The sequence below is a fragment of the Holdemania filiformis DSM 12042 genome (assembly GCF_000157995.1).
In the GTDB taxonomy this organism is placed as follows: domain Bacteria; phylum Bacillota_I; class Bacilli_A; order Erysipelotrichales; family Erysipelotrichaceae; genus Holdemania; species Holdemania filiformis.
Genome location: NZ_GG657556.1, coordinates 514,730 through 534,897, shown reverse-complemented (window position 1 = coordinate 534,897; position 20,168 = coordinate 514,730). Strand labels below are relative to the sequence as shown.

The window sequence follows — 20,168 nt, the reverse complement described above, 5'->3', positions numbered from 1 at the left end:
GATCTGCGTCAGGCAGATCAGGTCGCTTGTCCCCCAGTACGCACCCAGATACTGAATCATTTTAAACGTCAGATCCCGGTAGCGGGCATTTTTCTGCTCAAACTTCCGGATTTCCTCCCGTTCGTTATTAAACGCCTTGACGACGCGGATGCCGGATAAATTCTCCTGCACCGCTGTACTCAGATCCCCCTCAGCTTCATCCGACGCTAAAAACGCCTTCTGCACGCGGGTAAAGAAAACATACGCGTAAATCACTAACAGCGGCATCGAGATCACCGCCAGCCAGGCCAGCGGCCGGTAGATGGAAAACAGAATCAACAGCGCGGCCAGCGCCGTCGCGACGGAATAAACAACCTCTGAGATCTGCCCTGCCAGAAAGCGCCGGATCTGATCGACATCGCTCGTACACCGCTGCACCAGATCGCCAGTCTTAATCCGCACATGGTAACTGAACGGCAACGACTGCAGATGCGCGTACAGCCGGTTACGGACCTTGCGGCAGACTTCCTCTGAAATCACCGCGTTCCAATACCCCCGCAAGAACACGCACACGCAGATCAGCGCGTTAATCGCCAGAATCGCCGCGGCGCCGATCCACAAATTCCGCTGCAAATACGCTGCCCCGCCCAAATGATCCAACAGCCACGCCAGAACCGGGTTGTTGGCCGGCTGGGCATGGATGACGTTGTCGATCATAAAGCTGAACAACAGTGGTGAACACAGATTCAGAAACGCGTACACGCATACCAAAATGATCATCGCCGCCATCCGTTTCCGGTTGCCTTCTAAAAACTCCCAAATAAAATGAAACTTCCGCATGATTTCCCCTCCTTCCGGAATCCAAAATAAAAAGCACGCTCAGCAGTGCTTTTCATTTGTTTCTGATTCATTTTCATCCATCACTTCTGCCAGATACTCGACCGGCGTCACCTGCGTCATCAATTCAATGACATCAAACGACAAACCGATCTCCACCAGCGTTTTCGCAACTTCCATCTGCGGTTTTTTCATACGCTCTCACCTGTTCTTAGGCTGAGCGTTCCGCGCTGAAACTATCCTTTAGTTTGATTGGAAGTGTTTGGTTAACGCCGTTGCGATCTGATCAGGACAGGACGTCGGCTTCGCGCCGCAATGAACTCCCTGAAAAGCTTCTACTACTTCTTTGACTGTTTTCCCCTTGATGATTCTGGAAATGCCTAACAGGTTGCCGGGGCAGCCGCCGGTGATCACAACGTTAGTAATAACGTCGCCTTCCAGCTCAAAATCAAAGCGCTTGGAACAAACGCCCTGGGGGATATATGTAAATTTATCTTTTGTCATTGTCATATAAAAAACCTCCTGTCGACTACGGTTATCATGATACCATGGTTCATTTTCCTTCACAAGTCCAAAAATACAGAAAAGCCGGAATTTTCCGGCTTCGGTTCAAATTCTGAACAGTGATTCAAATTTCTTGAAGATTTTATTATCCGCGATGACCAGCAGCTGGTCGTTGGCCTCGATCGTGTAGAATGCATCCGGAGAAATCGAGAGATGTTCCTTCGGATTCTTGCGGATCCCCAAAACGTTAATGCCGTAATTGGTCCGCAGTTCCAGCGCTTTCAGCGTCTTGCCGACCCACTTGGCCGGGGCTGCGATCTCAACGATGCTGTAATCATCGTCGATGTCGATCAAATCGATAATGTTGCGTGAAACCAGCTTCTTCGCCACGCGCTCACCCATCTCTTTTTCCGGACGAACGACGTAATCCGCGCCGATTTTCTGCAGGATCTGCATGTACTTTTTGTTTTTTGCCTTCGCCATGATAAACGGAATTCCCAGCTCGCGCAGATTCATGACACCCATGATGCTTTCTTCCAGGTGCGATCCCGTCGCCACCACCGCCGCGTCGCAGTCTTGAATGCCGATCGCGCGCAGCTGGTCGATATCCGTGAAGTCTGCCTGAATCGCCTGCGTGACAAAATCGCTGACACGGTCAACGCAGGCCAGATCCTTATCGATCGCGATGACTTCGTGGTTGTATTGCGAGAGGGTCTTGGCAATCGTCGATCCGAAGATCCCTAAGCCCAGAATAACATACTGTTTCATTTCCGACATAATTCCTATTCCTCCTACCCGATCAGCACGTCCCCGTGCGGATAAACGAGATTGTTTGTTTTACGGTTTTGTTTCATTCGCATCAACGAAAGCACGATCGTAATCGGACCGACCCGGCCGATATACATCAGCGCGATGATCACGATTTTGCCCAGCGCCGACAACAGCGGCGTCACCCCGGCGGACAGTCCGACCGTTGCGATCGCGGAAAACGCTTCAAACGCGATCGGCAGGAAACCGATTTCCGGATCGCTGAGCGTCAGCAGAAAGATCGCGATGATCAACACGCAGGCATAGGTCAGCGTGACGGCGAACGCCTTGTGGAAGGTGCCGGCCGGCAGCGTCCGCTTGAACAGCGTCATATTGCCGGCGTCGCGGATCTCGGATACGATCAGCACGAACAGCATCGAGAACGTCGTCGTTTTGATGCCGCCCGCGGTGCCGCCCGGCGAACCGCCGATAATCATATAGAACAGCATGATGAACAGGGAAGCGCCCCGCAGCATCGAGAAGTCAATGGTACTGAAGCCCGCCGTTCGCAGCGTCGTCGACTGAAAGAACGCCGCCATCACTTTCTGCGGGAAGCTCATCCATCCGAGCGTATCCGGATTGGTAAATTCCACTAACAGGATCAGCAGCGTCCCGCTGCCTAACAACGCCCCGGTGATCACCAAAACCAGCCGGCTGTGCAGCGAAAGCCGCGTCCACAGCCGTTTCCAGCTGAACTTCTTTTTCTCCGGCAGCACCCGCCGCAGATCAAACCAGACCGCAAAGCCTAAGCCGCCGGTGATGATCAGACCGCAGACTGTGAAATTAATCAGCGGATCGGTCGCGTACGCCATTAAGGACGACCGCGTGATATTATCCAGTCCCGCGTTGCAGAACGCGGAAACAGAAAGGAATACCGAATTGTAAAGTCCCTGCGTCAATCCATATTCCGGAATGAAGCGCAGCGCCAGCAGCACCATGCCGATCGCTTCAAATATAAAGGTGTAGCGGAAAATGCTTTTTAAAAAGTTGGGAATGTTGTCGGCATCGTTTTTATTTAACGAGTCCTGCAGCATTTTCTTTTCAGAAAAGTTCAGCTTGCGCCGCATCAGCGTCAGAAACAGCGCCAGCAGCGACATCAGACCCAGTCCGCCGATCTGCATCAGGAAAATGATGACCGTCTGACCGATCAGATTGTACTGGTCGATCACGGCAAACGGCATCAGCCCGGTCACACAGGTCGCCGAGGTGGCGACAAATAAACTGTTTAGATAACTGGCCCGCATGCCGGGATTCTGCGAAAACGGCAGCCACAGCAGGAAGGAACCTACAAGGATAACAAGGACAAAGCTCAGCGCGATCATCCGGGTCGGCCCCAGAAACCGCAGCAGCTTATCTCTGATCGGCAGTTTGAAGTTCATGATCTATTTCCCTCCTTAGAAAGGAATCGAACCAGCGGCATTCCAAACCGCAGCGTTACCAAATCGTTTACAACCTGACATATTTCACTATTGCCTTCCAGGCTCATCAGCATGCCCGCCGTTTCCGGCGTACATCCCAACTGGCGCTGCAGCTGGCAATTCATTTTCTGACAACAACGTTTCAGCGCTTCCTCCATCGTTTTGGCGGAGGCCAGCGCATAGAGCTGATCCTGATCCGTCACCCACGGACCTGCGCAGGCTTGCTTGAGGACTTCGACCTTTACCGTGACCTCAGCCGCAATTTCCGCGCCGCTGCCCATCACCTCGCCATCGCCCATAGCCGCATGCACATCACCCAGCGCCAACAGCGCACCGGGATGAAAAACAGGCAGATAGACCACTGAGCCTTCACGGATTTTACGGCAGTCCATGTTGCCGCCGTGTTCACCCGGAGTTCCGCAGCCAACTTCTTTTTCCTGCGGGGCTACGCCGATCACGCCGATCATCGGATCCGCCTTGACGATCAGATCGCTGCGAAATTCCAGCTGGCGCTCCTGTACCGGCAGAAAGTGAATCATTCTGCGCGTCACAAGCTCTTTCATCGTTCCGCTGTTGGGATAACTGCCGACCAGCGCCCGCCTTCCCAGCGAGATTTTCTCGATCGTGACCTTCAGCGTATCACCTGGCATGGCTTCTTCAATCGCCGCCGGCCCGCTTGCCGGATTAATCCGATGACAACGCCTGTCCGGCTCGTCCGGCGTGACCTCGTCACTATAACAATCCATCGTTTCAAACGTAATCCGATCTCCTGAATGTACGTTGAGTACCGGTTTATTCTCAGAAGACATCGCATAGATCACATGATCTTTCGCAATCTTATTCATAACCAACCCTCTTTAAGCGTATACGATTCCTAGTCTACACCTTTTAATTCAAATACTCAATACCCACCCTTTGAAAATTTTACAAGTCCATGAGAGTTATGACATAAATGAGGGATTATAAGCAACATGACGCATTAATTATAGAGAATTACTATACCGATTCATTCATAATCTTTAAAATATATTCAAAGAAAAAGGCTCATATAATCATGAGCCCTGATTTCCTTTACTTGGATCACAGCCATCAATTTCGTTTAGTTTGTTTATATCATTTCCGCAATTATACCAAGCATAAGGTTCAATTGCCGGTGAACTACGAACTGCGTTTTTAGCTCTATACCATATTCCATTTAGAGAAGCATACGCGTTTTTACGATATTCTGTAGAGTTATTATATTCACCTGATGTAGAAACATTAAAGAAATCTGTTGAATTAGAAACGAGCTGATCTAGATTTGTATTTTGACTTACAGAAATTTGATTATTAACGCGATATAGATTACCTTTATAATAGAAATAACTCCCTGGCGGCAAAGATTTATTATTTCCTTTGGCCAGATCTTCCAGATTATCTAAATCCTTAAATACGTCAAATAATCCATCGCCTTCTTTTCCTTTTAACATATAGGCCGCATGGATAAAGTTCGGATTATTCTTATCCACCACGATCGGGTAGGTGTTCGTTTCTTCCTTCTTGCAGTAACCGGAACCATTCTCTACAATCCATTGACCACCATCAGCCACACATTTCTGCTTGTTGGCTTTTTCCTGATCGAACACGCACATCTTGGTGTTGTCATCAAGGATGAGATCGCCGGAACACGTGCAGGCCTGAGTGGCTTTGTCATAAGTCCCGCCGCTGCTGACGCACATATATTGTTCGACCGGGATGCAGACCTTATATTCTACGCCGTCTTTCTTCTCCGTTCCTTCCAGAACATAACCGGCCGGGCATGAACAGGTTTCCGCAACGATGTCAAACTGGCCCTTGCTGGCTTCACAAACCGCCTTGTAAGGCGAAGGAATGTAGGTCGGCATCGGTTTGGACGACGGATACACCGTCGGCTCCGGCTTCTTTACGTCATCCGGCGTCAATGAACCATCCGGATTGGATGATGGCTTATAACTGCCGCCGCAGCCTTCCGTGGACTGAACATAGCGGATCCATTTCTGATCGGTAATGTTCCAACAATAATCCCCTTCCCCGTTGGGATGCACCGGCTGCTCGATCAGGCCGTCGCTAACCAGCACCTGCTGCCGCGCGGCGTCGTCCGCGACCGATTCAAAAATATCTTTATTTTCGATCTCATGAAACGAAGCGTAGGAATGCGTGGCAAAATTCAACAGCTCTAAATTAGAATCTGAAATCTGATCACCCGCGGATTTCGCGAAGCCTGACATCGTCGGAACCAAGATACTCAAAAGCGTAAATAAAATCGCGACCGTCACGATCATTTCCAATAATGTAAAACCACGTTTCTCTTTCATTGTTTTCACCTTTGTTCTTTGATTAGGATTATTATATCATACTTCTGAATCTGCCTGCTTAATTCGTTTTACTTTTGTCCATAATAATGATATACTCCTAGGCGAGCGATTTTAAGATGAAAGTGAGAAATACATGAAATTTAACGAACTAAACCTATCCCCTGAGATGAGCCGCGCCATCGCAGACTGCGGCTACACAGAGGCTACCTATATCCAAAGCGCGTGCATCCCGGTCGTCATGAACGGCGGCGACGTCATCGGACAGTCCCAGACCGGCACCGGCAAGACCGCCGCGTTTGCGATTCCTATCATTGAAATGCTGGAGGTCACAGACCGCAAGCGTCCCCAGGCCCTGATTTTATCCCCAACCCGCGAGCTGGCGATGCAGGTCTGTGATGAAATCCGCAAGTTTACCAAATATAAAGAAGGGATCCGCACCGTCGCCGTTTACGGCGGCCAACAGATCAGCAAGCAGATCCTGGAATTGAAAAAAGGTGCCGACATCGTCGTCGGAACCCCGGGCCGTGTACTCGATCATATCCGGCGCCGGACGCTGCGCTTTGATCAGTGCCGCGTACTGGTTCTGGATGAAGCGGACGAAATGCTGAACATGGGCTTCCGCGAAGATATTGAAACCGTCATCGAAGCCCTGCCGCAGCAGCGCCAGACGGTCTTGTTCTCCGCGACGATGCCCAAGCCGATCCTGGAGATTACCTCGCAATACCAGACCAATCCGGTGCATATCAAGACGCCGCAGACGCAGATCAACACGCCGAAGATTGAACAGGTCTATTACGTCTGCCCGAAGGAAGCCAAGAAAGAAATTCTGATGCAGCTGATCTCGATGCAGAATCCGCATCTGGCGATGATTTTCTGCAACACGAAGAAAATGGTCGACGAGCTGACCTCGGATTTAGTTTCCAAGGGCTATCCGGCGGCCGCGCTGCATGGCGACATGAAGCAGGAAATGCGGACCGGCGTCATGGACAATTTCAAAAAAGGCAAGATCAACATCCTGGTGGCCACCGACGTTGCCGCCCGCGGAATTGACGTTGACTCGATGGACGTTGTCTTTAACTATGATCTGCCGCAGGAATCTGAATATTATGTTCACCGCATCGGCCGGACCGGGCGTGCCGGTAAGGAAGGCCTGGCGGTTACGCTGATCACTGCGCGCCAGAAATACGCGCTGCGTGATCTGGAACGCACAACCCGCTCCAAGCTGACACAGAAGCCGCTGCCATCACTGGAAGAAGTCCGCAAGATCCGGCTGGACTTCTTGCGCGAAGATCTGGAACACCGGATGACCCGCGATGTCCCGGAGCCGCTGGCGGCGATCATCGACACGATGAAGGACGACGGCTATTCCTACCGTGAAATGGCCTTAGCTCTGGCCTATCAAATTGCCGGACATGAGATGTTCGATGAATCGGCCTGGAATGCTTCCGCCCGTCCGGCGTTAACCGTTACGGAAAAAGGCATGAGCGAACTGATCCTGGATATCGGTTCCGATCAGGATGTCAGCGCCGCGATCATCGTCAGCGCGATCGCGACCGCAACCGGACTGCCGGGCAAGGATATCGGCAAGATCCGGATCAGCGCGCAGGAAACGACCGTGCAGATTCCGCGTCAGTTTGACCGCGAGATCGCCGACGCAATGAAGAATACGCCGATCAAAGGTCAGACGGTCCACCCGCTTCTGATGGTCCGCAAAGGCAAGGATTATTCCAATCTCCCACCGAAGCGCCGGGCGGCTTCCAAAGGGCCGCGTCAGCGCGGACGCCGCCGCGACAGCCGCGATTAAATTTAACACATGAAAAAGCCCCAAGCTGCGGATCAGGATGCAGCCTGGGGTTTTTCTTTACGCTTCCGTCTTCTTTTTTATTTTACGGTTAAGCTGCGGGTGATCCAGATAACACTGCGTCACGCTGACGATCATGTTGACGTCGTAGGAGCCGCCGATGGAATAGGACAGCTTCATAATATCCTTGGTCAGATCTTCCAGGTCGTCGCAGTCAGCCTGGTTGGCCTGGAGCTTCCGGGCTACGATCTGTTTGCAGGATTCCAAATCCTGCACCGTCGCAAAATCAAACAGGATTGATTCTTTCATGTCATTTCCCACCCTTTTGCTTCAATCATAGCATAATATTTTGAAGTTTCAATTAAATTGAGATGACCGGAAGAAATAACCATGGTAAAATAATTCAGGAATTATCGTATTTTTAGATAGGGGTATTTATGAAGCATATATTCATCGTGAATCCGACTTCCGGCAAAGGGGACGGGAAGCGGGCCGCGGCCGCGATTCAAAAAGAAATCGAACAGAATCATCTGGACGGCGAAATCCGGCTGACCGAATACGCCGGACAGGCTCAGCAGCTGGCGGCGGAAATCAAACCGGATCCGGAAACGATCGTCTATGCGGTCGGCGGCGACGGTACGATCTGGGAAGTACTCAATGGTCTGCCGCCGGGATTGCGTATGGGCATTCTGCCCTGCGGTACGGGCAACGACTATTACCGGATGATCGATCAGCGCAAGCTTCCTTTCGCGCAGATGCTGCACGAAACGATTCAGGGCAAACCGGTCGAGGTCGACTTCGGGCAATGCCATCACTGGCGCTTCCACAACTGCACGACGCTGGGACTGGACGCGGGTCAACGACCTGGCGATCAAATTATATCAGAACTATCCGCTGCCGCGGTTTTCCGTCTATGGACTGGCAGCCGTCCTGTGTGCGCTGAAACCGGCGCCGTTTGAGCTGGTGTTAAAAACGAAAACAGAAACGATCCGGCAGAAAGCCATCATTGCCGCCGTGATGAACGGCAGCTGCTATGGCAACGGCTTTATCGCCGCGCCGCAGGCGGATCTGCAGGACGGCTTATTCGACATTTGCGTTATCGAACCGCTGACGTTATGGGAAACGTTGTGGCTGATGCCGAAATACAAGCAAGGCAAACACACTCATTTAAAGCAATGCAAGATGCTGCGGGCTTCTGAAATTGAGATTCATGTCGACAAACCGATCTTAATGCAGTCAGACGGCGAGGGCTTTACCTCCAATCATGTACGGATTACAACCGGGTCGTACAAGCTGCCGCTGATCGTGCCGCAGGCTTCGCCGTTAAAAGCTATAACCAAAGAATGAAAGAAGATCCTGAATACCGGACTTTCGGTCGATATCCAGGATCTTTTCTTGTTGCCCGAAGCTTGTTATTCAAGAAGCGTACTCTGCCGTTCAGCGGATCACTGCTGCGAACCGCGCATGAATTAAATCAGCCAAGGACTGCGGGGCCATTTCAATCTGCGTGCCGATCTGACCGCCGCTGAAGATGATTGTCGCCTGTTCCAAAGCAGTTTGATGAAGGATCGTCGGAAACAACTTCTTCATCCCAATCGGACTGCAGCCGCCGCGGATATACCCACTGACGCCCAGCAGATTTTTTACCGGAATCAATTCGACCGCCTTTTCATTGACCGCCTTCGCGGCTTTTTTCAAATCCAATTCGGCTGCTACCGGAATCACAAATACATAATAGGCTTTGCTTGACGCCTGCGTGATCAGCGTCTTATAAACATGTGCGGGATCTTCGTTCAGCATTGCCGCCACGCTCACCCCGTCGACTGCTTCCTTATCGTGATGCGGATAGGTATGCACCTGGTAGGCAAGCTTCTGCTTATCCAGGATCCGCATGGCATTTGTTTTGATTTCCTTCATCGCTTGCGCCCCTTTTCTTTTCATGGAATCCGTAATTTATTATACCACGATCTCAAACCAGGAAAAGAAAAACCATCCCCGCAAAGAGGATGGCTTGCTTTCACGCAAAGAATTAATAGTTCGTCGGGCGCAGCATGAAGTAGCTCTTCGGATGCGCGCAGACCGGGCAGACTTCCGGAGCACTTTCACCGATGTGCAGATGTCCGCAGTTGCGGCATTCCCAAACCTGTTCGCCTTTGCGGACGAAGACTTCGCCGCTTTCAATGTTCGCCAACAGCTTCAGATAGCGTTCTTCATGTGTCTTTTCAATGGCGGCAACGCCTTCCATCGTCTTCGCAATGGCATCGAAGCCTTCTTCGCGGGCTTCTTCCGCCATCTTTGCGTACATGTCGGTCCATTCGTAATTTTCGCCGGCCGCCGCGTCTTTCAGGTTGTCCACGGTCGAAGGCATACCGCCGTGCAGCAGCTTAAACCACAGCTTCGCATGTTCTTTTTCATTATTGGCCGTATCTTCAAACAACGCCGCGATCTGCTCATAGCCGTCTTTTTTCGCCTTGGACGCATAATAAGTGTACTTGTTGCGGGCCTGGCTTTCACCAGCGAATGCAGTCATCAGATTCTGTTCAGTCTTTGTGCCTTTCAAATCTTTCATGTTAATCTCTCCTTTTCTTTAGCGGCCAGCTTTCACAACTGGCGATGAGGGTACAGCCCGCCTGCGCGTGCTGTTCTCTATTCTCTATTTTACCAGAGATTGCCAGAATTACCAGAGCCGGCTGCTAGAAAGTTCGCAACGCGGAAGAATTATACGCCGGATAGTTTGGAAAGCAGGGATTCTCCCCGGCGCAGCAGGTAAAAGCCCATGCCCGCGGCCAGCAGCGTCATTCCCAAAGCAATCGCCGCCATCATGGCCGTCGGTTCCAGCGGGGCCCAGAACAAGAGACCGGCGATCAGCAGAAAGCTGAATCCCATTCCGGTGAAAACCGTGATCATCGTGCTCAGACTCTGCTTTACCACAACGATCTCCCGGTCATAATCAAACCGCGGAAAATGCAGGTTGACGATCAGCCCAAACAAGCCGGAGCACAGCGCCGCCAACAGGGTCAGCGCCAATAAAAGCACGGTTGTGACCGGCGTGAAATGATAGACAAAGCTCAGGATCAGAATGCTCAGCCAGCTGACCGGCACATTAAGCATCAGGTTCAGCGCCAGCTTCGCGCCCAGATAACGGTTGGCCGGAATCGGCAGCGACCGCACGATCCAGAAATGCTTGCCTTCCAGCGAGATCGAAGTCGCCGTGATCGGACAAATCATCTCGCAGAACAGACACGCCGCCAGCAGCAGCATCGCAACCGGATCGGCAAACGCGCGGAAGTCGACGCCGCTTTCCAGCATGATCTGCACCATCAGATCCTTCTGCGCCGCCAGCATCACCGCGCACAGCGCTACCATCACCGGACCGACCATCGTATTCATGACTAACGACGTGGAGCCAAAATACCGCCGCAGCTCCTTGCGCAGCAGTGCCGCGTTCATCGAAGAAGCTTCCAGCTTAACCTTGCCGCCCGTTTTGGCCGGGGTCGTCCGCGCCTTTTGATTCAGCGCGTTCCAGACCGGCGCAATCAAGATCAGAAACAGAATCAGGACCAGCGAGGAAAGCCCGATCAGCTTCAGCAGCTCAGAAAGATTCCCGTTGATCATCGCCATCGTTAGCCAATATACGGGAGCCAGCCATGTCTGAATCGGCTGAATCAGCGCAGCGATGTCCTGCGCCTGTCCGGTCTGTCCCTGAAACAACGTCATGACCGTCATCAAACCGATCACCATGCCTAACGACAGCACATTGCGGATCAGCACCGGATGCTTGACATGACTGGAAACCAGGCGCACCACAACCGCCACCAGACACGCCACACTCATCGGTACAATCGGCAGAAACAGCTGGCCGATCAGTCCATACAGCAGAAATGTCGCGGGCATCGCATAGCGCAGCTGAAACAGCGCCATCATCGGCAGCGTCAGAAACGCGCTGTAGATCAGCATCATCGCAACTAAAGCAACCAGCTTGGACATCAGGATCTGACGCCGCGTCAGCGGCATGCTTGACAACAGATCATAATCCTGAAAGTCAAATAAATACCCTTGCGCGTGATAGAAACCAAAAACCAGAATCAACCCGAACGCCGCGCTCAGCATCGACAGCGGGATCAGCATGTTCAGTTCCGCCGGCACGCTTTCGATCATCGCCCAGCTGTAAAGGCCTGACAACCCGATCAACATCGCCGCCGCCAGAAGCACCAGCAGAGAACTGAATTTCTTCCGGCCGCCGAAGGTGCGGGCCATCTGCCAGATCAGCTGTTTCAGCGAAAGCCGGATCAGGACAAACGTTCTATTCATGATCGGCCAGCTCCAGGAACACCTGTTCCAGCGACTGGTTGCCCGTGACTTCCTCCATCGTGCCCAGCGCCGCCAGACGTCCGTCTTTCAAGATCCCGACATGATCGCAAAGCTTCTGCGCAACTTCCAGCACATGCGTCGAGAAGAAGATCGTATTGCCGCGGTCGCAATGCTCGCGCATCAGTTTTTTCAATAAGAAGGAAGCCTTCGGATCCAGGCCGACAAACGGTTCGTCCAGCACCAGCAGTTTTGGTTCATGCAAGAATGCGCTGATCAGCGCCAGCTTCTGCTTCATGCCATGCGAATAACTGCTGATGGGCATTGCCAGCGCCCCTTCCAGCTCAAACAACGCCGCATATTTCTGAATTCGCTTTATCCGCGTTTCCTTGTCAATTTGATAAATGTCGGCTACGAAGTTGAGATATTCATCTCCGCGCATGATATCGTAGAGATCCGGATTATCCGGAATATAAGCCAGATTCTGCTTGCAGACTAACGGTTCCTGACGAATCGAATGACCGTCGATCCGGATTTCTCCCTCGTCGAAGTCCAGAATCCCGACGACCGCTTTGATCGTTGTGGTCTTCCCTGCGCCGTTAGGACCGATGAATCCGAAGATCTCGCCGTTTTCACACGTCAGATCGAGATGATCCACCGCCGCCTTGGCGCCATAGCGCTTTACTAAGCCTTTAATTTCCAGCATTTTATTTCTCCTTTTCCTTTTTCCTGAACAACAGCCAGGAATAACTCAGCGGCAGCAGCGCCGCGGTAAAAATCAAAATCAGGATAACAGCTGTCCGCCAGACCAGCGGCACAAAGCAGGACAACAGAAGCAATACGCCGACAACACAGAAGCAATATCCGCCGAAGCGCTGGGTTTTATTCCAGTTATCGGGATCGTCATAGCTCCAGATCGTCTTCACCCCAACCAGATAGTTTTGCTTGATTTTCGGCATAACGTTGCCCAGCGCCAGAAACAGAAAGCCCGTCATGACAGGCAGAAGCAGCTCCCCGTCAATCAGCGGCACGCCGAAGATCTGGCCTAAAATCCAGCCGTACATCAGAAACAGAAAGATCTCGGTGACGCCCAGAATAACGCCGTAGGATTTTCTAAACTTCACATAGTTGCGTTTGCGCGGATCGATCATCGGCGAAATCATCATCAGCGCTGGAAGTAGAAACAAGGTAACCGGGAAAATCCAGATCATGACTTTCGGACCCGTATCGTCCGCCAGTCCCTGAACATTAAAATGCGTCGGGATCACTTCCGGCAGCGACGGCCATGCGATGAAGGTGATCACAACCGCCAGTACCGGAAGAATTAATAATTTCCAATCGAAGAACTTTTTCAACTCAATCCCCACTCTCTTTTTCCTTGATGAACCCTAAGGCCCAGCCCAGCACTTCAGAAAACACGCTCATGTTCAATTCGTAATAGATAAACTTGCCGTCGCGGTCGTCACTGATCAGATCCGCCTTCCGCAGCACCGCCAGATGATGCGATACCGTCGCGTTGGTCATCTGAAAATGCGAGGCGATTTCACCCGCGGTCAGCCGTTTCTCCTTTAACAGCTCCAGGATCTCACGTCGTGTGGGATCAGATAAAGCTTTAAAGGTCTCCTGCATCCCCACTTCTCACTCCTCCTATCATTTAGATAATTATCTAAATGTATTATAGAGTCACCTTCTATCCTTGTCAATTCTTATTTTTCTTCTTTTCTTTCTTCAGGTGAAGGATTGCCCGGATTCCCCATTCAGAGTAAAATAAGATTAACGCCAAAACGGCGAAGGAGAATGTTATGTTGGAATTTAAATTTGACACGCAGCTTTTAATTGAAGGCGAGCATCTTTCCGAGGATGCGATTCATGATTACATCACAGAGAATATCGAAGGCGATTGCCTGTTAGCAGTAGGCGACGAGGAACTGATAAAAATTCATTTTCACACCAACACGCCGTGGAAGGTGCTGGAATACTGTGCCAGCCTGGGTGAGATTCACGACATTGTCGTTGAAAACATGGAACGTCAATCCCAGGGGCTGCAGGGTTAATCACGGATTCTCCGTGAATTAACAGGTTACCGCCATGGAATGGTTCATCCTACTGTTTTTCTTTTTGTTCGGATTGGTGATCGGTTCATATCTCAACGTCGCGATCTACCGCTTACCCCTGCATCTGTCAACAGCGAAAGGCCGCAGCTTTTGTCCCCGATGTCATCACACCTTATCCGCGCTGGATCTGATTCCGGTTTTCAGCTGGCTGGGCCTGCGGGGGAAATGCCGCTATTGCCATGCGCCGATCTCTCCGCGTTATCCGTTGATCGAGAGCTTAACCGGAATCTTATACGCGTTGTGCGGCTTCTATTACGGGGCTACGCTCACCGCCGTGCTGCATTGTTTGTTTCTTTCTATCTTGATTGTCATAGCGATGATCGATCTGGATACAATGGAAATCCCCGACCGGCTTTCCGTGTTCATTCTGATTCTCGCCGTGATCGCTCTGGCGCTGGAGCCTTCCTCCATCCCCAGCCGGATTCTGGGCGCGCTGATCATCAGCGTCCCGTTCTGGATCCTGTCGCGGTTGAACGCGATGGGCGGCGGCGATGTAAAAATCATGTGTGCTGCCGGGTTTTATCTGGGTGCGCCGTTGGTTTTAACAGCGTTTGTCTTGAGCAGCTTCATCGGTGCAATCGCAGCGTTATATCTGATGATCTGCAAAAAAAAGGACCGGAAATCCGAGATTCCCTTTGGTCCCTTTCTGGCAATCGGCCTGACGCTCAGCGTGCTTTGGGGCAACGCCCTGATCCAGGCTTATCTCGCCTTGTTCTAAACGACAGCTTACGCTGTCTTTTTTTTAAAAGTAGTACGTTGAAGCCGAAGGCGCATAGGACAGGTATTGCTGCAGATCGGCTTCCTTCAGACAGCGCTCATGCGCTGTTTTTTTAGAGATCTTCCCTTCCTGCACCAGACGTGCCAGATCGTAATCCATCTGCCGCATCCCGGCCTTCTGGCCTGTCTGTAAGACACTGCTGATCTGATGCGCCTTGTTTTCACGGATCATGGACGCAATCGCATCATTGGTCAGTAAAATCTCAAAGGCCGCCAACCGGCCCGGCTGATCCTGACGGACTAACAGCTGCTGCGTAACGACGCCCTTCAGCACGCTTGCCAGCTGAACACGGATCTGACCTTGCTGAGCTTCTGGAAACACGTCAATAATGCGGTCAATTGTGCTGACCGCTGAATTGGTATGCAGTGTGGAGATGACCAAGTGACCGGTTTCCGCTGCCCGGATTGCGGCCTGGATCGTTTCAAAATCGCGCATCTCGCCGACCAGAATGACGTCCGGATCCTCACGCAGCGCACTGCGCAGCGCATCCGCAAACGACGCGACATCCACACCGACTTCACGCTGGTGAACAACGCTGGACGCATGTTCAAAGCGGTATTCAATCGGATCTTCAATCGTAATGATATGTGCTTTGCGTTCATGCGAAATCGAATTGATCATTGCGGCCATCGTCGTTGACTTTCCGCTTCCGGTCGGCCCTGTAACCAGCACCAATCCCCGCGGCAGCGTGGAAAGCTTGCGCACGGCTTCCGGAATCATCAAATCATCAAAGGAAGGAATCGTATTGCGCAAAAGACGCAACGCTGCGCACGGATTACCTTTCTGATAATAAGCGTTGACACGCACGCTGTAGCCATGCGTATCCTGGAATCCGAAATCCAGATCCCCCTTCTGATATTCTTCCTGCTGAGTCCGGTTCATGACCGTCGCCAGCATCGAATGAATGTCTTCTTTCGTTAAGGGTTCATCCCCAAGGATCGTCAGTTCCCCTAACATTCTTGCCACAACTGGAAGGCCGACCGTCAAATGTAAATCGGTGCAGTCCATGGCCCGCCCCCGATCCATCCAAGCTTGTAAATCCATCGTGATCACCTCATTTATACTGTTCATTGTACGCTGAAATGCGGAGAAAGAAAAGAAAGGATTGGCTTTTGCCAACCCTAATATACAAAACTTTGTTAATTATTCAGGTGGATTGCCCATCCCTATTTGAATATAAAATCTGGCAGCTACTCTTTCCGAGAAAGAATAACCTAAACCTGCCAACAATGCTAAGTTAATGAAACTTTCATAAGTATCTAAAGCAGTAACCAATCCAGAGATAGTCAGCGATACGATTGGATTTGTATTGAGAATAGAAGCAATCAACACATCTACAAGCATATTGCCTAGGTCTTGTAACGGTTTATCATAATCGCTTAAATTAGCATTTATAACGTTGATTAATTCTTGAGCTGAATTCATTTTATCGTAATTAGCAATAAATAGCGAATATGTTTTCTCAATTGCTTCCTGTAAATCAGCTTCTGTATTAAGTCCATCTCTGACGTTAGCCAGTTTCCTTACAATTTTCTGTAATTTTGTTAAATTCTCTGACGAATCCGCCAAATCATCAGCAAGTCCTGCAACGCCTAAAATTCCAGAAACGGCGCTTGTTGAAGCATCAAGAATTCCCTGACCAAATTGTGTTCTTGCAAAATTATCATAAACAGCTAGGTCTTCTTCGCATAGAATATAGGAAATGCAATATTCAAAATTAGGACTATTCGGTGTATATCTTTCATTATCTATATAATGCGACATATACAGATAATAGATGTATCTATTAAATCTTTCTGGACTCAATCGCGAAAATTTATTAATCGCTACTGAATAAATATAAGCTATCCTATCAGCCTGTTCATAAGCATCTTTTGGGATATTTCCATCAAAAACTCGCGTTTGAATTGGATTATTTCGTTGCGTAACATAACCTGCAGGTAAATCTTCTAAGATTGTAGTTTCTATTAAATCTCGATCATAGAAACTTTCATCTCTTGCTTCCAACTCAAATACTTGTTTAATTTGCTTATCTGTAAGTCCAACATACTTGAGAAGATCAGAAACCTCAGCCGATGTTTCTAAAAGACTGCTCAAAATTTCTACTTGTGACTTATACTCGTTATTTACTGCTAGAGGACTCCACATAGTAGAAATCAATAAAAGTGATGAGACTATCATGCAAGTTAATAACTTAATTCTTTTCATAAGATTACCTCTTTCTAAATTTTGAAACTTGCATATTACTTAGAGAAAGCCAGCTTTTCTAATTTCATTATACAGCGGTTAATTTAAAATAACAGAATTTATTTAAATAAATTTTAATGTTATAATATATAATGTAGTTAAAGGATAATTTGTAATCTTAAATTTTTATCAATTTAAAAATTTAATTATTACATACTCTATTTTATCGATCTTTTAGAAGTTTTAATTTATCTGAATTAGTAATCTTCCATATTGTATATTTATTTTCAATTGCAGATAAGAGTACTTATTACTTTTATATTCCTAGCAAGAATACAATTTTTCACTATTTAACTTACACAAAGAAATTTAAATCGGAGACTGCGTGAAAAAGTAGAGTATTTTAAGATTTTGACACTTTTAGCTTCTCACACTTCTACAGTTGTTATAAAAATGTGCAAATAAACGAACTAATATACCACTTTTGGCATATATTATGCCAAACCTGGGAAGCTGTATTCGCCTCAGATTTTTACTTTTTATACTTTTTTAGTAACTTCTTATTTTTCTAAACCTTGATTCATTATTAGCTATTAAATCTTACTCTAAAATGGATGTTCAAATTATAGTCTAGTAAGTCTTCTTTTCAATATTAGCAATATGAAATCCATAAATGTAATCGTTGAAAAAAATTTTATTCGTTGTCTATGAGGATTTATTAGAATTTCCAACAATTTTCACAATCTTTTCAGCGATCTATATTTTTATTGAACAAAAGTATTCTAATAAATTAAATAAAAAGATAGAAATCTAAACTCCGATTCCTATCTTTTCTTAATTATTTACATATAAATTAGTGCGTTTTTTGCCTAACTATTACTCTTTTTCGGGAGTGCTATCAGGAATTGGATAAACACCTTGTGTATTCTTTTTAGACTCATCTCCATAAGTAACGGTCTTTGTAGTTGGGTCGTACTTACAGATTGTAGAATCAGGAACTTTTTCATCCCAGAAAACTTTGTAAACCTGTACACCGCAAAGCGTGATTTCTTCCTGATAATTACTAGCGCCTGACACATTGCTATATAATTTTGTAGATGAAGCCGTTTCTGATGCATTTATAGCCGTATAGATTGCTCTAGCATTTGCTGTGTTTGCCGTCTTTGTAGCTTCATCAGTAAATCCTGTCAATCTCGGCACCAGCATCAACATCAAAGCAACTAAAATAGCGACGACAACGATCAATTCAATCAGGGTAAAACCTTTCTTGTTGTTCTTTGCATTCTTCCTCATAATTTTTATATTCCTTTCGTATTGAACAATATCATTATATCACGGTTATCATAAAAGCGTTATGATAACCGTGTAAAAAAATTAAGATTTTTGTAATAATCCAATTAGGATTCCGAATTAAATCGTATAGATGACCCGCAGCATTTCTTCCATCGACGTCTGTCCTTTGATAATCATCTTGACCATTTCCTCCGACAGCGTTGTCATTCCAGCTTTGATAGCGGACTCTTTAATCTTATTCGTATCGTTGGAGCTGACGATCAGATCACGGATCTCCGCGGTCAGCGGGAGAATTTCAAATAATGCGGTACGCCCTTTATATCCGCTCTGATTGCACCGGGCGCAGCCATGCGGCTTATAGATCGGACCCGTATAGCCGCCAAGCAGCTGACTTTGTTCCGCGGTCGGCATGACCTGTTCCTTGCAATGCGGACAAAGCTGACGGGCTAATCGCTGAGCGACAATGCCGACTACCGATGAAGATAACAAATACGGTTCCACATTCATATCTTTTAAACGGGCAATCGCCGTAGCGCTGTCGTTGGTATGAATGGTAGATAAAACATAGTGACCGGTGATCGCTGAACGCACCGCAATTTCCGCAGTTTCTTCATCACGGATTTCGCCGATCATAACGATATCCGGGTCCTGCCGCAGAATGGAGCGCAGAGCCGAAGCAAAGGTTAATCCGGCCTTGGCGTTGACCTGAACCTGATTAACGCCCATCATCCGCTTTTCGACTGGGTCTTCAATCGTGATGACATTGACTTCCTCTCTTGCCAATTCATTGAGGATGGCGTACAGCGTCGTGGTCTTGCCGCTGCCGGTCGGGCCGGTGAATAACAGGATTCCATACGGCTGATGAATCATCGATTCCATCAAATCATAGTCTTTCTGCTGCAGACCGAGATCTTTCAACGTCGTAAGCTGCTGCAGACTGTGGCCTAACAGACGGATAACCATCTTCTCGCCATACACCGTCGGCAATGAGGATAAACGGATATCCAGACTCTTGCCGTCGATCTGACTTTCAATATGACCATCCTGCGGAATTCGTTTTTCCGCGATGTTCATATTCCCCATGATTTTGATTCGCGTGATCAGCGCATCATGAACGGACTTTGCAATCCGTGTGAATTCATGCAGAACGCCGTCTGTTCTGAACCGGATCACCGTCGTCATTTCAAAGGGTTCAATATGAATATCGCTCGCGCCTGTTTCGTAAGCCTGGCGGATCATATTGTTGACAAACTTGACAACCGGTGCATTATCGACGCGCTGCGTCAATTCAGAAAGTTCGTCATTTAGCGCTAAGTCCTGATCCTCGGTCAGATCTTTCTGGATTTCGTCGATTGCGCTGCTGACATTGGCTTGCGCGTAGTTCCGCCGGATTGCGTTTTCAATCATTTCTTTTGGAGCTAAAACCGGAGATACCGGGATTCCGCAGGAAGCTTTGATATCTTCCAGCGCATAGAAGTCAAGCGGATCGCTGGTGGCCAGCTGCAATGCGTTGTTCTTAATTTCTAACGGCATGACCTGATATTTCTTCGCAACGTCTTCGGAGATCAGCCTTACGATATCACTGTTGACATTAATCTGGAAGCCTTCATAAACCGGAACGTTCAGACGCACGCTTAACGCTTTCAGCTTCTTTTCTTCCGTGATATAGCCTAACTCAATTAAAACGTCGCCCAGACGATTGCCGGGATGTGCTTTCTGATGCGCCAGCGCGCTGTTCAGCTGTTCCTCTGTAATATAACCCTGTTCCAGCAGCAGCTGGCCGATCGGAAGATTTTTCACTTGCCTGCG

The 20,168-nt window shown here is 48.8% G+C and carries 23 protein-coding genes; 5 read left to right on the top strand and 18 right to left on the bottom strand.

Features of this window, described 5'->3' with window-relative positions; all coding sequences use genetic code 11:
* From HOLDEFILI_RS19650 to HOLDEFILI_RS08360, 7 genes are all read right to left on the bottom strand, one after another.
* Positions 1–819, bottom strand: an 819-nt coding sequence (locus tag HOLDEFILI_RS19650; protein ID WP_006059160.1) for an ABC transporter ATP-binding protein, incomplete at its 3' end; no start/stop codon positions are given.
* Positions 820–858: 39 nt separating this feature from the next.
* Positions 859–1,011, bottom strand: a complete 153-nt coding sequence (locus HOLDEFILI_RS19230; protein ID WP_006059159.1) for a hypothetical protein — start codon at positions 1,009–1,011, stop codon at positions 859–861.
* A gap of 48 nt (positions 1,012–1,059) precedes the next feature.
* Positions 1,060–1,326 carry a TIGR03905 family TSCPD domain-containing protein gene (locus HOLDEFILI_RS08380; RefSeq protein ID WP_006059158.1) on the bottom strand — a complete coding sequence of 89 codons (267 nt, stop codon included), beginning with the start codon at positions 1,324–1,326 and terminating at the stop codon, positions 1,060–1,062.
* A gap of 99 nt (positions 1,327–1,425) precedes the next feature.
* Positions 1,426–2,097 (bottom strand): potassium channel family protein, encoded by a 672-nt coding sequence (locus HOLDEFILI_RS08375; protein WP_006059157.1) that lies wholly within the window; start codon positions 2,095–2,097, stop codon positions 1,426–1,428.
* Between the two features lie 14 nt (positions 2,098–2,111).
* Positions 2,112–3,506, bottom strand: coding sequence for a TrkH family potassium uptake protein (locus tag HOLDEFILI_RS08370; protein ID WP_006059156.1), 1,395 nt, complete (start codon positions 3,504–3,506; stop codon positions 2,112–2,114).
* Positions 3,503–4,390, bottom strand: coding sequence for an acetamidase/formamidase family protein (locus tag HOLDEFILI_RS08365; protein WP_006059155.1), 888 nt, complete (start codon positions 4,388–4,390; stop codon positions 3,503–3,505). Before HOLDEFILI_RS08365 ends, HOLDEFILI_RS08370 begins: the two co-directional genes overlap by 4 nt.
* A 207-nt stretch (positions 4,391–4,597) precedes the next feature.
* A complete protein-coding gene (locus HOLDEFILI_RS08360) occupies positions 4,598–5,878 on the bottom strand; it encodes a type II secretion system protein (RefSeq protein WP_006059154.1) in 1,281 nt (426 codons plus the stop codon).
* A gap of 133 nt (positions 5,879–6,011) precedes the next feature.
* Here HOLDEFILI_RS08360 and HOLDEFILI_RS08355 point away from each other — a divergent pair, with 133 nt between their 5' ends.
* Entirely contained in the window at positions 6,012–7,682 is a 1,671-nt protein-coding gene (locus HOLDEFILI_RS08355; protein WP_006059153.1) for a DEAD/DEAH box helicase, read from the top strand.
* 57 nt (positions 7,683–7,739) lie between these two features.
* Here the strand turns inward: HOLDEFILI_RS08355 and HOLDEFILI_RS08350 are convergent, their stop codons facing one another.
* The gene (locus tag HOLDEFILI_RS08350) at positions 7,740–7,988 is read right to left on the bottom strand and encodes a hypothetical protein (RefSeq protein ID WP_006059152.1); all 249 of its coding nucleotides are present in this window, start codon (positions 7,986–7,988) and stop codon (positions 7,740–7,742) included.
* A gap of 128 nt (positions 7,989–8,116) precedes the next feature.
* On the opposite strand from HOLDEFILI_RS08350, the gene HOLDEFILI_RS08345 reads away from it, so the two are divergent.
* The gene (locus HOLDEFILI_RS08345; protein ID WP_006059151.1) at positions 8,117–8,638 is read left to right on the top strand and encodes a diacylglycerol/lipid kinase family protein; all 522 of its coding nucleotides are present in this window, start codon (positions 8,117–8,119) and stop codon (positions 8,636–8,638) included.
* 4 nt (positions 8,639–8,642) lie between these two features.
* Entirely contained in the window at positions 8,643–9,026 is a 384-nt protein-coding gene (locus HOLDEFILI_RS08340) for a diacylglycerol/lipid kinase family protein (protein ID WP_006059150.1), read from the top strand.
* 90 nt (positions 9,027–9,116) lie between these two features.
* Here the strand turns inward: HOLDEFILI_RS08340 and ybaK are convergent, their stop codons facing one another.
* The 6 genes from ybaK to HOLDEFILI_RS08310 form a co-directional block, all read right to left on the bottom strand.
* Positions 9,117–9,596, bottom strand: a complete 480-nt coding sequence (ybaK, locus tag HOLDEFILI_RS08335; protein ID WP_039864374.1) for a Cys-tRNA(Pro) deacylase — start codon at positions 9,594–9,596, stop codon at positions 9,117–9,119.
* Between the two features lie 112 nt (positions 9,597–9,708).
* On the bottom strand, positions 9,709–10,248 hold the full coding sequence (rbr, locus tag HOLDEFILI_RS08330; protein ID WP_006059148.1) for a rubrerythrin: 540 nt from the start codon (positions 10,246–10,248) through the stop codon (positions 9,709–9,711).
* A gap of 149 nt (positions 10,249–10,397) precedes the next feature.
* Complete coding sequence (locus HOLDEFILI_RS08325; RefSeq protein WP_006059147.1) at positions 10,398–11,990, bottom strand: hypothetical protein; 1,593 nt, start codon at positions 11,988–11,990, stop codon at positions 10,398–10,400.
* Complete coding sequence (locus HOLDEFILI_RS08320) at positions 11,983–12,693, bottom strand: ABC transporter ATP-binding protein (protein WP_006059146.1); 711 nt, start codon at positions 12,691–12,693, stop codon at positions 11,983–11,985. Before HOLDEFILI_RS08320 ends, HOLDEFILI_RS08325 begins: the two co-directional genes overlap by 8 nt.
* A gap of 1 nt (position 12,694) precedes the next feature.
* Positions 12,695–13,354: an SdpI family protein gene (locus HOLDEFILI_RS08315; RefSeq protein WP_006059145.1), complete on the bottom strand. Its 660-nt coding sequence runs from the start codon at positions 13,352–13,354 to the stop codon at positions 12,695–12,697.
* On the bottom strand, positions 13,344–13,616 hold the full coding sequence (locus HOLDEFILI_RS08310; RefSeq protein WP_006059144.1) for an autorepressor SdpR family transcription factor: 273 nt from the start codon (positions 13,614–13,616) through the stop codon (positions 13,344–13,346). The genes HOLDEFILI_RS08315 and HOLDEFILI_RS08310 overlap by 11 nt, the downstream gene beginning before the upstream one ends.
* 173 nt (positions 13,617–13,789) lie before the next feature.
* On the opposite strand from HOLDEFILI_RS08310, the gene HOLDEFILI_RS08305 reads away from it, so the two are divergent.
* Both HOLDEFILI_RS08305 and HOLDEFILI_RS08300 read left to right on the top strand, forming a co-directional pair.
* Positions 13,790–14,041: a hypothetical protein gene (locus HOLDEFILI_RS08305; RefSeq protein ID WP_006059142.1), complete on the top strand. Its 252-nt coding sequence runs from the start codon at positions 13,790–13,792 to the stop codon at positions 14,039–14,041.
* Between the two features lie 34 nt (positions 14,042–14,075).
* Positions 14,076–14,819 carry a prepilin peptidase gene (locus tag HOLDEFILI_RS08300; RefSeq protein ID WP_006059141.1) on the top strand — a complete coding sequence of 248 codons (744 nt, stop codon included), beginning with the start codon at positions 14,076–14,078 and terminating at the stop codon, positions 14,817–14,819.
* A 24-nt stretch (positions 14,820–14,843) separates the two neighbouring features.
* On the opposite strand, the gene HOLDEFILI_RS08295 is transcribed toward HOLDEFILI_RS08300, so the two are convergent.
* From HOLDEFILI_RS08295 to HOLDEFILI_RS08280, 4 genes are all read right to left on the bottom strand, one after another.
* Entirely contained in the window at positions 14,844–15,923 is a 1,080-nt protein-coding gene (locus tag HOLDEFILI_RS08295) for a type IV pilus twitching motility protein PilT (RefSeq protein WP_039864371.1), read from the bottom strand.
* 99 nt (positions 15,924–16,022) lie between these two features.
* Positions 16,023–17,087 (bottom strand): hypothetical protein, encoded by a 1,065-nt coding sequence (locus tag HOLDEFILI_RS08290; RefSeq protein WP_039864370.1) that lies wholly within the window; start codon positions 17,085–17,087, stop codon positions 16,023–16,025.
* Positions 17,088–17,942: 855 nt separating this feature from the next.
* Positions 17,943–18,359 (bottom strand): type II secretion system protein, encoded by a 417-nt coding sequence (locus tag HOLDEFILI_RS18370; RefSeq protein ID WP_006059137.1) that lies wholly within the window; start codon positions 18,357–18,359, stop codon positions 17,943–17,945.
* Positions 18,360–18,476: 117 nt separating this feature from the next.
* The gene (locus HOLDEFILI_RS08280) at positions 18,477–20,159 is read right to left on the bottom strand and encodes a GspE/PulE family protein (protein WP_006059136.1); all 1,683 of its coding nucleotides are present in this window, start codon (positions 20,157–20,159) and stop codon (positions 18,477–18,479) included.
* Positions 20,160–20,168: the final 9 nt, after the last annotated feature.